Genomic DNA, 14,123 nt, shown 5'->3' with positions numbered 1-14,123 from the left:
TTATTTTTTCCATCCGTAAATGAAGACCTGAGTTCTTCGACACCCACGACCTCCGTACCTAACCACTTTCAAAATGCTATTCTCTCTACGAGCGAGGGGGAGCTATGCAGATAAATGCTAATTTCGATGAAACCGTAATTATCAATGCAGAACAGATGCAGTGGCAGAAAAGCCCTTCTCCCGGCGTACACCGAGTCATGTTGGATCGCATTGGTGAAGAGAAAGCGCGTGCTACCAGCTTGGTCCGTTATGCCCCAGGGAGCCACTTTGATAGCCATCAACATCCTGCGGGAGAAGAGATCCTCGTGCTTGAAGGGGATTTCAATGATGAACATGGTAGTTATCCAGCCGGGACCTATTTGAGAAACCCTGATGGCACCTCCCACTCACCGTTCAGTAATAATGGCTGTGTACTCTGGGTTAAGTTGCGGCAGTTTCAGGCGGATGATCAGGTGCAAGCACGTTTAGATACCCTCAGCACTGTTTGGAGCTCGCTGGCTGAAAACATTGTCCGCCTGCCCCTGCACCGGCATAACGAAGAGAAAGTGCAACTGCTTGAGCTGCAGGCTGGTAGCAAGTTGCCTATTTGCCCTGAAAAAGGCGGACACGAGTTAGTTGTCTTAGGCGGGGCGCTGGAGCACAAGCAAACCAAACTACTTCCATACAGCTGGTTAAGGTTTGCATCTCATGCACATGATGAACTGACAGCGCTTGAGTTGACCAAGTTGTACTGGAAGTCAGGACACCTGCCCTAACTTCCAAACGTTGCACTAAGGTCTGTCGGACCAAACGGCAAACTCATTGCCATTGGGATCGGTGAAATGAAAACGGCGGCCGCCCGGGAACTCAAAAATATCCTGAATGATGCTGCCTCCACAGGCTTCCACTTTAGACAATGTTTGTTCAAGCGATTCGCTGTAAAACACGATCAGCGCACTACCCTGTGCAGTTCTAGCCTGATTATTGCTGCGATAAAATCCGCCATCGATACCCGCGCCACTAAATGCAACGTAGTCGGGGCCATAATCTTGAAACTGCCATCCAAACAACGCGTTAAAAAATGCTTTTTCCTGTTCAAGATCCGCTGCGGGTAGTTCCAGGTAATTTACCTTCTCATGCTCAGGCACGTTCGCCTCCTTTCAATTAACAGTCCAAATACAAGATGCTACAAGAAGGTCAGTGCGGAACCAACTGCCAATATAAGCGCTGTCATCAAGCACAGTTGCCACTTGATGCTGGTCGCTACTGCCATAGCAGGCCTATCGATAGCCATATTCCGGACCGATGTAGTTCCTAAAATAAACACGGCACTAAGCAAAGCGGTCAGAATACAACCAACAAATCCTGTCACGTTCCACCACAGCCAGGAAACGGAAGGTAAAAAAGCAAAAACAATATAGTTAACCAGCAAGCCACCAATAAAACCGAGAATCGCCGAACGCTGACCTATTACGGGTAAAAACAGAGCAATGCCAAACAAGCCTAACAGTGGCCCATTAGCCATAGATCCGATCTTATTGATTGCCTCAAGCACCGTAGGGGCGATCCGCTCTACCTGATAGGAAAATGCCACGGCAAACAGCCCCCATCCCAAGGTAACCAGCTTCGACAGAGTAAACAGGTGCTTTTCTGGTAGTGGCTTAAATCGAGCCACAAAGTCTTCCAGCGTGCTGGCCGACAGGCTATTTAATGCTGAATCGATTGAAGACATCGCCGCGGCAAACAAGCCAACAATCGCCAAACCCGCGAGTCCTGGGGCAAACTCCAGCGCAACAAATGCTGGGAACACCAGGTTGTAGTTGGGCTTGCCCGCTTCGGTTAGCGGTAGGCTTGCGACAAAGTCACTGTGCTCCAAGGCATAAGCCGCTAGTCCCAGCCCTACAAAACAGTATGCCAGGACCAGAGGGAATCTGAGTAACCCATTTAACGCCAACACTTTTTGTGTTTGTTTTGGGCTCTCTGCCGACAGCAACCTCTGCGCCTGGCTCTGGTCACAGCCGTAATAGGCCATGTAAAGAAACAACCCGCCAAAGAACATTGGCCAGAAACCATAACTGTTACCTGAGCTGATTCCCCAATCATTTACCAAGGCTGGCGTTCTGTGAGTAAGCTCAGAGAAATGTATTGTGAGCGGGTCATATAGAAACACCAGCGCCAGAATCACCGCACCAGTTAGTAAAACCATTTGAATAACGTCGCTGATCACGACTGCGCGCATGCCACCAATGAGGTCATAGGCGATCGTGACTCCCATCAAAATCAGAATTGCCATGTCAAAACTGATGTCTGCTATCAAGGCGACAACCGAACCCACACCATAAACGGTGACGCCTGTCGCCACACCGCGAAACAACAAAAAGCAGCCACTTGCCAACATACGGCTCGCCAAGCCAAGGCGCTGCTCTAAAAATGCGTAGATAGAGATGACGTTGGCGCGACGTATAGGCAAGAAGGCAAAACAGAGCAGTAACATCGCAAGTGGCACAGCCAATTCGTACTGCAACCACAACATGCCGCCCCCCGCTATAAAACCAACAAACGCAGGCGCACCCAACAAGCTATTGGTAGAACATTGAGTAGCAACGATGGAGGTAGCCAGAGTCCAACCCGGTAATTTATTACCGCCCAGGTAATAGTCGGTTCTGGAGCCTTGTCGCCAACCCAAATAAACGGCCAGCACCAGCATGCCCAATAGATAACCGCCAATCACCCACCAATCTAGACTACTCATTTCACCACCTTAAGACGTTGCTTCAGCCACAACTGCTGCAAACACAACGAAACATGGCTGCCCTGCTCAGGGCAGCCAGAAAAGGAGCGTGCAGAGCCAACACGCAGCGAGGTTTTCTCCAGGTAGGTAAATCCCTTTGCCAACGGCGGGATTTTTATCTGTTCAAATCATAACCAGCATCATAAGGTTCTGCGCAATTGAAACCATAAATTGAGAGCCCGCTCACGCTGTTTTTCGCCATTGAACAGCAACAAGATAAAAGATCAAAATGTTTTGAAAACAAAGAAATAGAGGTAATCGTCGTTGAAGTGAATACAACCGAGTTCAGTTGTACACCAGTTCTTTCCCCTGAAAAACGTCAAAAGTAATTCAAGGCCGTAAAAGTGGATTACACTGCACAATCCACCAACAATGAGCGTGTATTCAAGACAACCTCGTCAGTACGCGCATCCAACACCAAGGCTGAAAAATTGGACGCTTTTCGCTGCGGCAAAGGCCTGAAGTAATCCAGGTTTTGATAAAAATCAGACTCACAGTTTTCATCCCACCAACCTGGCACACCCAAAATCGGCAGTGGTGTTAACGAGCTATTGTTGTCGAGTAGGCCTATTTGCAACCCACCGGACAGCCAGACATCCAAAGTCTGATACTGCTTTTGCAGTGACAGCTGGCCAAACGCATCATCTACCAATACACACAGAGCTTTGCCACACCAACCGACAAAGGGTTTCAAAGCAGATTCATACACAGCATGTCCAAAAGTAAATGCACTGATACCCGAGCTCCAGCTGCTTTTTCTAGTCACAAAGGCCTCTTGCCAGCGATGCTGCTGAATAAGATCCGCTAACCTCTCTTCATTTATCGCCAACACGACACCACATTCATCAAACAAGGTTAGTGCGTTACGGCTCTGTGTTCGCGCTTTTAGTCCATGGGTAATAATGTCTTTTTCATGTAGTGCATTAATCACTCTTTTGGTCTGCGGGAATAGCGTCCAGATAAGCGCATTGAATAGGTCATGCCAATGTTGCGGGCGCGTCGGTACCCCCCCAGTTTGATAGATGCGCTGTTCGTAATAAATATCATCAGGCTGGGCATCAAGCTGTTTCTGACACACAAAATGAACACGTTTACCTGAGGCTGTTACCGCAGTGTCATCAAGCAACAGATCCAGTTCATCTGTCGTCGGCCATTGTGCCCATCTAGTAATTGGCAACAGACTGAAGAGATCCTGATATATGCCACAGGCAGGCGTTTGACGGAGTTTTGAACAGAAAGACATTTAGCAATTTATAAATTTGGGTAATAAATTCAACCTGCTGTATTCTACTCCGAGAGCAAAATAGGGCCACCTAATAGCAATCCGCATAAATATATTGTCAACTAACAAGCCTGAGCAAGTTCAATTCAAGGCGCAGTCACGCAGCGTAAGCTGATTTCGTCGCAGAACAACTATGCCTTCGATCACCTGCCTTGCCTAAAGTGATTTAAATTCCCGCTGGTAGATCATATTCTTATTCGGATTGGTATAGATCAGGAGGATGCTTGGATCCCGTCGTAATCGCTGCCGCCTTTGCCCTTGGATTAGTCGTAAGTCGACTTGGCTTGCCTCCCATGATTGGTTTTCTTGGATGTGGATTTGTTCTGCATGCCATAGGTTTTGAACCTTCGATAGCCATGGAAGAGATCGCGGATCTTGGGGTAACACTTCTGCTGTTTTCCATCGGCTTAAAACTGAACATTAAAAGCCTGCTTAAAGCTGAGGTTTGGGGCACCGCCTCATTACATATGGGAATTACCATCGGCTTTTTCACAGTCGTGCTTCTACTGTTGGGTTTATTGAAAATATCTCTGTTTGCTTCTCTGAGCTGGTCATCTGCCCTACTCCTCTCTTTTGCATTGAGCTTCTCCAGCACAGTATTTGCTGTAAAAGTATTGGAAGACAAAGGCGAAATGCAGTCGCTTTATGGTCGGGTCGCTATCGGTATTCTGGTCATGCAGGATATTTTTGCGGTGGTTTTCCTTACCTTCTCTACCGGCAAAATCCCCAGTGTATGGGCAATATGTTTGCTTGGTCTTCCATTGCTACGCCCTGTGATGTACCGACTTTTAGACCGCGCTGGCCACGGTGAAATGCTCATTTTGTATGGATTAATGATGGCACTGCTGCTGGGGGCGGGCTTGTTTGAGCTGGTCGGCCTGAAGCCAGACTTGGGAGCATTGATAATAGGAATACTGCTGGCGAACCACCCTAAGTCAGGTGAATTGGCCAAGTCCCTGTTTAGCTTTAAGGAGCTATTCCTCGTCGCCTTCTTCTTAAACATTGGTTTACAAGCCTTGCCGACCTGGGAAAGTGTCGCCATTGCGGTGGCACTATGTATCGTACTAGTTGTTAAGGTCGCTCTCTATTTTGGCTTATTGAGCTTCTTCCGCCTCCGCGCCAGAACCTCCACTCTGAGCGCATTAAGTCTGGCCAACTACAGTGAATTTGGCCTGATTGTTGGTGCTATCGGTGTCAGTAATGGCTGGCTTGACGCAGAATGGTTGGTCATCATCGCTATTGCGCTCTCGCTTAGTATGGCATTGGCCTCACCGCTGAATATTCACGCTTCTCGCCTATATCGCGCGAATAAACCTCGCCTGCACAAGTATCAGCGCCAGCAACTACTGAGTTACGACAGCAACATTGAGCTTTCAGGCGAACGCTGCATCATTTTTGGTATGGGTCGGATCGGTACTGGCGTCTATGACGAAATGCATAAGCGCTTTGGTGATGATGTCCTGGGTATAGAAACCGATATAGAGCGAGTAAACAGCCATGTTGCTGAAGATCGAAAGGTGATTCAAGGTGATGCAACAGACTCGGATTTTTGGGAAAAGCTCTCATCCGAAGGTATCGAGTTGGTTTACCTCGCAATGCCAAACCACCACGGTAACCTGTTTGCAGCACAACAGTTCCAGCGACGTCAGTTTAGTGGTCAGGTCGCAGCCATCGTGCAATATTCTGATGAAGGTGAAGAGTTAAAATCACTGGGCGTCAACGCGGTGTTTAACCTCTACGAAGAAGCCGGTGCAGGTTTCGCAGATCATGTCTCGGCTCAGCTGGTTACAGACCATAACCCATCAAAAACTCAGCGTGATACGGCCTGATCTTTCAAGCCAGTCATTGAAGCATTTTTGCGGTTATACCGTCATTAGACTAATGTTCTGCTGTGCCCCATCGACAATGAAGTCAATAATGCATTGCCATGATCAAGGTGTCTTGGCTTCAGCTGCAAGGAATGTTGATTAGTCGTCCATACGTAATGCAATCGTTAACATGGTGTTTAGATTGTATTTCAATTCTGGCATACACTAACCGATTGGTTTTATTAGTGATAACTATTCAAGTATGGTGGCTGTTCCGAGACTGACAAAGAATGCGTCAGCATAGATAATTTGGATCAAACAGGGATTGATTATTGGGGTGTTAGCTTTATATAGTGTTACCCCCTCTGTTACACTCAAAAAAGTTTTTGAACAGGCACGGCCTGACGCGGGAGCAAGCAAACATGGGTTTATTCAGCACTTTAAAGAAGCTGGTAAGCGACGAAAGCGATACGCTGGATGGAGTAAAAATCTTCGCCCCAGTCACGGGTGAGATTGTAGATATTGAAGAAGTGCCAGATGTGGTGTTTGCTGAGAAGATTGTTGGTGATGGTGTTGCCGTAAAGCCAACAGGTAGCAAATTAGTCGCGCCCTGCGATGGGGTTATTGGCAAGATATTCGAAACCAACCATGCGTTCAGTATTGAATCTCCTGAAGGGATAGAACTATTCGTTCACTTTGGCATCGATACTGTCGAGCTCAAAGGCGAAGGTTTCCGCCGAGTGGCTGAAGAAGGCCAGCAGGTAAAATGTGGTGATCCGGTTATTGAGCTGGATCTTCCTTTCCTTGAGGAAAAAGCGAAATCCACGTTAACGCCTGTCGTCATTTCCAACGTAGATGAAGTCAAACAATTGGCCAAGCACAGTGGCAAGGTCAACCAAGCCGAAGACGTCATCATCACCGTTATCAAATAGTAAAAAAGGCGCTCATCGGAGTGCCTTTTTTATTTACCTCAGATACTCTTTAGCCTTTCTCCCACTACACAGGCGAATGGCAACTCAATGACCACTCTGTACGGTATTAAAAACTGCGATACAGTCCGTAAAGCAGCAAAATGGTTATCACAGCAAGAAATCTCCCATGAATTTCACGACTTTCGCGTTGAAGGTCTAACTGAGTCAATGTTGATCAAGTGGGAAAGCCATGTCGGGTGGGAAATCCTGCTGAACAAACGCAGCACCAGTTTCAGGCAGTTAAGTGATAGCGAAAAGGCCGTAGCTAGTTCAGAGCAAGCCATTGCCCTAATGCTGGCGAATCCAACATTAATCAAGCGCCCAGTGCTTGAAGTTAATGGACTAATCGAAGTAGGTTTTAAGCCTGCCCAGTACGAACAGGTTTTTAAGCAAGCAGATTAGATATGAGTAACGATGTTTTATCACTCGCTAAAGAGCTGATTCGCCGACGCTCTGTTACCCCAGAAGATGCTGGGTGTCAGGAGTTTATGGGCAAGCTTTTGAGCCAGGTCGGATTTGATTTGGAAACCATGGTGTTTGAAGACACTACTAACCTATGGGCTAGACGGGGCTCTGACGGGCCGGTGTTTTGTTTCGCTGGTCATACCGACGTGGTTCCTAGCGGTCCAGAAGAGAAGTGGCATACCCCGCCGTTTGAGCCAAAAGTCATCGACGGTTATCTACATGGGCGCGGCGCCGCAGACATGAAAGGTAGCCTTGCTGCCATGTTGGTGGCTACGGAGCGATTTGTTAACCAATATCCTGACCACAAAGGCTCTATCGCCTACTTGATCACCAGCGACGAAGAAGGACCGTTCATCAACGGTACAACGCGGGTCATCGATACGTTGGAAGCACGCAATGAGAAAATCACCTGGTGTATTGTCGGTGAACCCTCAAGCACACACCACTGCGGTGACGTGGTAAAAAATGGCAGGCGAGGTTCACTCACTGGCGATTTGACAGTACATGGTCATCAAGGTCACGTGGCCTACCCGCATCTAGCAGAAAACCCAATCCATAAAGCTGCCCCAGCACTGACCGAACTTAGTCAGATCATATGGGACCATGGTAACGACTTCTTCCCACCAACCAGCTTACAGATATCCAATATCAACGGTGGCACGGGGGCATCGAACGTGATCCCAGGTGAACTCTATGTGCAGTTCAATTTTCGCTTCTGTACCGAGAACACTTCAAAAGGCTTAACCGAACGCGTTCACGCGCTGTTTGATGCACATGGCCTAGATTACGACCTGAAGTGGACCTATAACGGTGAGCCTTTCCTAACTGCCAAAGGCGAGCTGGTTGAAGCCGTACAGGCCGCCATTCTCGAGACCGTACATACACCGACTGAGCTATCGACTGCAGGTGGAACATCAGACGGTCGTTTTATTGCGCCAACCGGCGCAGAAGTGGTCGAGCTAGGTCCTTGCAATGCAACCATTCACAAAGTCAACGAATGTGTGAAAGTCGCGGATCTTGAGCTACTCACAGAAATGTACTTTAAGACCATGGAGAAACTGCTTGTCGACTAGTCTGACAAAGGCACAACTGACGGGCTTGGATGACAGCCACCTGGCCCTCGCCGGGTCAACTGACATTCTCGCCCATCATGAGGCGACGTCTGCACTGTCGTCCATGATGACCCATGCCCAGCGAGACGGTATCAACCTGCAACCAGCAAGTGGTTACCGAGACTTTTCGCGGCAAAAAGCGATTTGGGACGCAAAGCTAACAGGCAAACGCCCCTTGTTAGATGCGCATAGCGATCCGCTGGAGCTATTAGGCCTAACAGCAGAGCAAAAACTGGACGCACTGCTTTACTGGTCTGCAATTCCTGGTACCAGCCGACACCATTGGGGCTCGGATTTTGATTTCTATGATCCGATTGCTCAAGGGGATAAACCGTTTCAGCTGATCCCGGCTGAATACGCGCCTGGAGGTCCACAACACAGCACTTTTCAGTGGTTGCGAACTCACGCTATCTCCTATGGCTTCTTTTGGCCCTATGATAAGGCTCGGGGCGGTGTGGCCATTGAACCGTGGCACTTAAGTTATGCTGACGTCGCGGAGCCAGCACTATCCGCTATGACGCCCGCACTCATCGCAGAACTTCTGTCCCACCACCCAATAGAGCTTGCGGACCAAGTGATCAAACGACTAGATGAGTTACTCGATCGGTATGTATTCAATGTCAATCGCTGGAATACAATCAGATGACGGGGTGGCAATTAGCGCTGCTGATAGCCTGTGTATTGGGGGTAGTCGTTGGCAACATCATGCTGCTAAAACACACTGCCAACGTAAAGCTAGATAAGCGTCTTGATGAGTTAAAGCATGGCAGACAAATTAAGCCATCGGCCCAAGACGGCCATAAAAAGTCGCCATCCCAAACGGAGACTGAACAGAGGCCTTCTCGACGACTTTGAATTCTCCTTACCGCTTCCATACAAAAAAGCCCGCATGTCAGCGGGCTTTTTTTGTTGGGTAGTAATACGCTTAGTCCAGCGTCACTCCCAAGCGAGCGGCAACAGCTTCATACGCTTCAACGACGCCGCCCAAGCCCTGGCGGAAGCGGTCTTTATCAAGCTTGTCACGAGTCTCTTTATCCCACAGGCGACAGCCATCAGGAGTGAATTCATCACCCAATACGATTTCGCCTTTAAATACGCCAAATTCAAGCTTGTAATCAACCAAAATCAGGCCAGCTTCATCGAACAGCGCCTTGAGCACATCGTTGACCCTGAATGTCAGCTCTTTCATTTTGCTGACTTGGTCTTCTGTCGCCCAACCAAAGCTCTGGATGTGGTATTCATTGACCATAGGGTCGTGGAGAGCGTCGTTCTTCAGGAAGAACTCGAACGTAGGAGGCGTCAAATCTTTGCCTTCTTCAACACCTAATCGACGGCAGATAGAACCTGCAGCGACATTACGCACAACACACTCAACTGGGATCATGTCCAACTTCTTAACCAGTGCTTCGTCATCAGACAGCAGGCTATCCATTTGTGTTGGGATACCCGCCTCTTCCAGCTTAGTCATAATGAAGTGGTTGAACTTATTGTTCACCATGCCTTTGCGATCAAGTTGTTCAACTTTTTCGCCATCAAAAGCGGATGTATCGTTGCGAAAATGCAAAACCAAACGATCTGCATCTTCAGTGGCATAAACAGACTTTGCTTTACCACGGTACAACTCAGCTTTCTTTTCCATTGGATTATCTGCTCCGCTTAAACCAATTAATTGAATACGCCACGTTCCATGGCATCTGACAGCGCATCATAGATCTCTGCCAACCGCTCTTCACTGACCGGCCTGTTTTCAATAGACAATAAGGTAATTGAGGTAGTCTCCCCCAAGTCCCCCAATAATATCTGATATTGTGCTTTGGGGATATCAATGTCTATGCCATCTCCCCAAATTGACTCCCACAAGCTTTGTGAGCCAGAGTAGCGGACATAGTATGTACCGATAGATTTGTTTCTATCCTCAATTACAAACCCTAAATCAGAAAGTACTAATGCTAACCTAGACCAAGTCCGTTCAAATTTTGCTGATGCAATAAAAGCTGGCAGACCTGAAGCGTCTTTTCCTACCGAGAGTGTTATAGGTTTAAATCTCTGTTGCTCTTTTTCGTGAGCAACAACTCGCTTCTTAAATTCATAATGCCCAATAGCACCATTTAACAGATTTACTGTATAGCGGCGTTTATCCAAATCACTCAATGTATCCGCAACTTTGCGATTATCGATGGTCTCTTCATGCCCGAGGAGCAGAGCACTTAGCTTTGCAATATCACCTTTAGGGGTTACGTCCAGAGCAAACATGTAGCGTTGCCTGATATGAATCTCTTTTTCTCTAAACGTGATCGTGTCAAAGAAACTGTTATCTGGACTAATTTCTACATCAGAATGAAACCAATCAGTAATAAGGACACCGCCATCCTTGTCCCAAAAGCGAGCGCGAATGCCATTCTCGTAAAAATATTCCCAAAGAACTCGCCAGACTTCATCCCGAACGTTGCCACCCTCTTCCTGAAGCTCGAAATCAATGGATATGCGGCCACCGTCAGTCGCTACTTTACTACCTTCAACCAGAGGTAAAATCTGCGCAGGCGCTCGAATATCAAGTTCTCTGCCATACGCTGAGCTCGCTTTCTCAAGATCGGCCACGGAGAACTCTTGGTTTTGGCTTGGTGTGTCCAACCCCTCTGGGATAGCTAAGCCTCTTGACGGTTGAACCTTAAGGTATTCGAAATCACCACTGGCGGTACGTCTCTCTTGCGGTGTAGTACAACCCGCAAGCCCAGTAATGACCGCCAGAGAAAGAACTCCTAGCGTTAACTTCTTGATACCACTTGCACTCATTAAACTAATCCCGCGTGCTTTAATGCTTTTTCAACTTCTGATTGGGCGTTGTCACTCAGGGTTGTGAGAGGTAATCGCAAGCCTGGTTGTGGGATCAGCCCCATTCGATAGAGCGCCCATTTAACTGGAATAGGGTTCGCTTCGACAAACAATTTATCGTGAAGCAAGGATAAAGGCTCATCCAGTGCGGCTGCCTTTGCTTTTTCGCCACTACGAGCATGCTTACACATGGCAGCCATCGCTGCTGGTGCCAGATTGTTTGTCACAGAGATAACACCATCGCCGCCCTGAAGCAGAAATTCTCTGCCGGTCGCATCGTCACCACTCAGTAAAATGAAGTCATCATCTACCAAAGCCTTGATCTCATGCAGACGAGAAAGATCGCCAGTGGCTTCTTTAATACCAACAATATTGTCAAGCTTGGCTAAACGGGCGACAGTCTCAGGTAAGAGATCAACCGCAGTACGACCGGGTACGTTATACAGTATTTGAGGTAACCTTGACGCTTCGGCAATTGCCTTGAAGTGCTGGTACAAGCCTTCCTGCGTGGGTTTGTTGTAGTAGGGAGTCACACTCAAACAGCCCGAGATCCCGGAATCTTCAAGTTGTTTGGTTAAATAAATAGCTTCTGCAGTCGCATTCGCACCGGTGCCCGCTATCACAGGTATGCGCCCTGCCGCATACTCAACTATTTTTCGAACTACGCCCAGGTGCTCTTCAAAACTCAGTGTCGCACTTTCGCCCGTGGTACCAACGGCAACTATGCCATTCGTACCTGACTCAATATGAAACTCGACTAGCTTTTGCAGTGCATCGAAATCGACGGCACCGTCAGCATCCATTGGTGTCACTAAAGCGACAATGCTTCCAGCAAACATTCGGCGTTAACTCCTCAAAATCAAGGCGAACTATGGTACTTTTCGAGACCGGATAAGACAAGCGAATGACAAGCGATCCAAAGCCAACTTTTACAAGTAACAATGGTTTCGCACAAAATCATACCAATCTGAATCAAGATATGGTCAACCAAGAGGCTTGGGCAAGTTCAATTCAAGGCGCAGTCATGCAGCAATGGTTGCCCTCTTGTAAATGGCTGCAACGTAGAAGTGGACTTACACAGACTTACCCGTAGGGCGGACTTTGAATCCCTTTATGCAGCGTTAGCTGATTTCGGCGTAGAACACCCATGCCTTCAATCACCTGCCTTGCCTAAAGTTGTTTAAATTCCCGCTGGTAGCTCATATTCTTATTCGGATTGGTATTACAAAAATTGGGAGAATCAGACAGTGAACACACTCAGTCCTGGCGACAAAGCCCCTGCATTTGAGTTACCGGACCAAGATGGCAACTCCGTATCTCTGGCACAATTTGAAGGCTCAAAGAAGGTGCTGGTGTACTTTTATCCAAAAGCAATGACTCCAGGCTGCACGGTACAAGCCTGTGGTCTGAGAGATAGCAAAGCGGAATTGGATGAAGCGAACTTGGTGGTTCTGGGGATCAGCCCAGACAACAGCAAACGCCTAGCTAAGTTTGTTGAACGTGATCAACTCAACTTTACCCTGCTAGCAGACGAAGATCATGCTGTTGCCGATGCATTTGGCGTTTGGGGACTGAAGAAGTTTATGGGCAAAGAGTACGATGGTATTCACCGTATCAGTTTCCTGATAGATGAAAAAGGCACAATCACCCATGTGTTTAATAAGTTCAAAACAAAGGAGCACCACGATGTGGTGTTGGCAGCTTTAAACGATTAACGATTGTGGGAAAGCTTTCTAAAAAAAGGCGGTTCAAAACCGCCTTTTTTGTTTACGCACTTGCCTCATTTTCATCAGGGGGCGGTTCTTCATGAGAGGCATGGGTTGGCCACGCGTTAACCACCGCCTTCACAAGGGTTGCCAGCGGAATGGCAAAGAAAACGCCCCAAAACCCCCATACGCCGCCGAAAAACAGCACTGCGACAATAATGGCTACCGGATGAAGGTTGACCGCTTCTGAAAACAAAATGGGAACTAACACATTACCATCCAACACTTGGATAATGGCGTAGGCCAACATCAGATACCAGAACTCGGGTCCTAAACCCCATTGAAACAACGCAACCATCGCGACAGGAATGGTTACCACTGTCGCGCCTATGTAGGGGATTAATACGCTGAACCCAACAAGGAGCCCCAGCAAAGCTGGATATCTGAGATCCATTACCACGAAAGTAATGTAGCTGGCACCACCCACGATCAGTATCTCAATCACTTTGCCGCGAATGTAATTCATTATCTGACCGTTCATTTCGCGACCCACCTGGTAAGCCAGGTCACGATTGGTCGGCAGAAAACGATCGAGGCTGCTAAGTAGAATATCTTTGTCTTTGAGGAAGAAAAACAGTAGCAAAGGCACCAGGATGGCATAAACCAACAACGCAACCAAAGAGACCAAAGAGTTCAGAGACATTGAAATAATGCCCTCTCCCATCTCAATAATTTTTGTCCTCAGGGTCGCCATCAAATTATCTATCTGTTCAACCTGAATTAACCCGGGGTACTTTTCAGGTAGCGCAGACAGGTAAATTTGCGCTTCTCCAATCATGCTGGGAAGCTCTTTCACCAGATTAAAAGCCTGCTGCCAGATAATGGGCACAGCAACAAGTATCACCAGCAACGAGACACCAACGAAAGACATCAATACCAGCGAGGCAGAAAGCCCCCTGGGTAGTCCACGCTTAGATAGCTGACTAACTGGCCACTCAAGGAGGAACGCAATCACTATGGCGGTAAGAATAGGCGCCAGCAATCCACCAAAAAAATAGATAATGGCGAAGCCAGATAACAAAATGAAACTCAATGTAACCGCTGCGGGATCAGAAAACTTCCGCCGGTACCATCGATTAAGCATCTCCAGCATTTAAACAGCGCTCCTTTTAAGATG

Annotated in this window: 15 protein-coding genes; 8 read left to right on the top strand and 7 right to left on the bottom strand. The window is 47.8% G+C overall.

Going from position 1 to position 14,123, the window contains the following annotated elements:
- Positions 1 to 104 precede the first annotated feature (104 nt).
- Positions 105 to 755 (top strand): cupin domain-containing protein, encoded by a 651-nt coding sequence (locus tag ABEA14_RS18900; RefSeq protein WP_345342337.1) that lies wholly within the window; start codon positions 105 to 107, stop codon positions 753 to 755.
- 15 nt (positions 756 to 770) lie between these two features.
- Here ABEA14_RS18900 and ABEA14_RS18895 read toward each other — a convergent pair whose 3' ends face one another.
- The 3 genes from ABEA14_RS18895 to ABEA14_RS18885 form a co-directional block, all read right to left on the bottom strand.
- Positions 771 to 1,127 carry a VOC family protein gene (locus ABEA14_RS18895; protein WP_345342335.1) on the bottom strand — a complete coding sequence of 119 codons (357 nt, stop codon included), beginning with the start codon at positions 1,125 to 1,127 and terminating at the stop codon, positions 771 to 773.
- A 38-nt stretch (positions 1,128 to 1,165) separates the two neighbouring features.
- Positions 1,166 to 2,731: a sodium:solute symporter family transporter gene (locus ABEA14_RS18890; RefSeq protein ID WP_345342333.1), complete on the bottom strand. Its 1,566-nt coding sequence runs from the start codon at positions 2,729 to 2,731 to the stop codon at positions 1,166 to 1,168.
- Between the two features lie 388 nt (positions 2,732 to 3,119).
- Entirely contained in the window at positions 3,120 to 3,947 is an 828-nt protein-coding gene (locus ABEA14_RS18885; protein WP_345342331.1) for a DUF3025 domain-containing protein, read from the bottom strand.
- Positions 3,948 to 4,276: 329 nt separating this feature from the next.
- On the opposite strand from ABEA14_RS18885, the gene ABEA14_RS18880 reads away from it, so the two are divergent.
- The 6 genes from ABEA14_RS18880 (at position 4,277) to ABEA14_RS18855 (ending at position 9,263) form a co-directional block, all read left to right on the top strand.
- Complete coding sequence (locus ABEA14_RS18880; RefSeq protein ID WP_345342329.1) at positions 4,277 to 5,881, top strand: cation:proton antiporter domain-containing protein; 1,605 nt, start codon at positions 4,277 to 4,279, stop codon at positions 5,879 to 5,881.
- Between the two features lie 401 nt (positions 5,882 to 6,282).
- Positions 6,283 to 6,792 carry a PTS glucose transporter subunit IIA gene (gene crr, locus ABEA14_RS18875; protein WP_345342327.1) on the top strand — a complete coding sequence of 170 codons (510 nt, stop codon included), beginning with the start codon at positions 6,283 to 6,285 and terminating at the stop codon, positions 6,790 to 6,792.
- Positions 6,793 to 6,879: 87 nt separating this feature from the next.
- A complete protein-coding gene (locus tag ABEA14_RS18870; protein WP_345342325.1) occupies positions 6,880 to 7,233 on the top strand; it encodes an ArsC family reductase in 354 nt (117 codons plus the stop codon).
- 2 nt (positions 7,234 to 7,235) lie between these two features.
- Positions 7,236 to 8,369: a succinyl-diaminopimelate desuccinylase gene (dapE, locus tag ABEA14_RS18865; protein WP_345342323.1), complete on the top strand. Its 1,134-nt coding sequence runs from the start codon at positions 7,236 to 7,238 to the stop codon at positions 8,367 to 8,369.
- Positions 8,359 to 9,054, top strand: coding sequence for a M15 family metallopeptidase (locus ABEA14_RS18860; RefSeq protein ID WP_345342321.1), 696 nt, complete (start codon positions 8,359 to 8,361; stop codon positions 9,052 to 9,054). Before dapE ends, ABEA14_RS18860 begins: the two co-directional genes overlap by 11 nt.
- Positions 9,051 to 9,263, top strand: a complete 213-nt coding sequence (locus ABEA14_RS18855) for a DUF2897 family protein (RefSeq protein ID WP_345342319.1) — start codon at positions 9,051 to 9,053, stop codon at positions 9,261 to 9,263. The genes ABEA14_RS18860 and ABEA14_RS18855 overlap by 4 nt, the downstream gene beginning before the upstream one ends.
- A 70-nt stretch (positions 9,264 to 9,333) precedes the next feature.
- On the opposite strand, the gene purC is transcribed toward ABEA14_RS18855, so the two are convergent.
- The 3 genes from purC to dapA are packed head-to-tail and all read right to left on the bottom strand — an operon-like array spanning position 9,334 to position 12,079.
- Positions 9,334 to 10,047 (bottom strand): phosphoribosylaminoimidazolesuccinocarboxamide synthase, encoded by a 714-nt coding sequence (gene purC / locus ABEA14_RS18850; protein ID WP_345342317.1) that lies wholly within the window; start codon positions 10,045 to 10,047, stop codon positions 9,334 to 9,336.
- A gap of 26 nt (positions 10,048 to 10,073) precedes the next feature.
- Complete coding sequence (bamC, locus tag ABEA14_RS18845; protein WP_345342315.1) at positions 10,074 to 11,201, bottom strand: NlpB/DapX family lipoprotein; 1,128 nt, start codon at positions 11,199 to 11,201, stop codon at positions 10,074 to 10,076.
- The gene (gene dapA / locus ABEA14_RS18840; RefSeq protein ID WP_345342313.1) at positions 11,201 to 12,079 is read right to left on the bottom strand and encodes a 4-hydroxy-tetrahydrodipicolinate synthase; all 879 of its coding nucleotides are present in this window, start codon (positions 12,077 to 12,079) and stop codon (positions 11,201 to 11,203) included. Before dapA ends, bamC begins: the two co-directional genes overlap by 1 nt.
- 408 nt (positions 12,080 to 12,487) lie before the next feature.
- On the opposite strand from dapA, the gene bcp reads away from it, so the two are divergent.
- The gene (bcp, locus tag ABEA14_RS18835) at positions 12,488 to 12,955 is read left to right on the top strand and encodes a thioredoxin-dependent thiol peroxidase (RefSeq protein WP_345342311.1); all 468 of its coding nucleotides are present in this window, start codon (positions 12,488 to 12,490) and stop codon (positions 12,953 to 12,955) included.
- Positions 12,956 to 13,007: 52 nt separating this feature from the next.
- Here bcp and ABEA14_RS18830 read toward each other — a convergent pair whose 3' ends face one another.
- Positions 13,008 to 14,099 (bottom strand): AI-2E family transporter, encoded by a 1,092-nt coding sequence (locus tag ABEA14_RS18830; protein WP_345342309.1) that lies wholly within the window; start codon positions 14,097 to 14,099, stop codon positions 13,008 to 13,010.
- Positions 14,100 to 14,123: the final 24 nt, after the last annotated feature.

It is taken from the genome of Corallincola platygyrae (assembly GCF_039544265.1).
Lineage (GTDB): Bacteria > Pseudomonadota > Gammaproteobacteria > Enterobacterales > Neiellaceae > Corallincola > Corallincola platygyrae.
The sequence above is the reverse complement of the archived record's forward strand: the minus strand, read 5'-3'. Positions and strand labels throughout refer to the sequence as shown.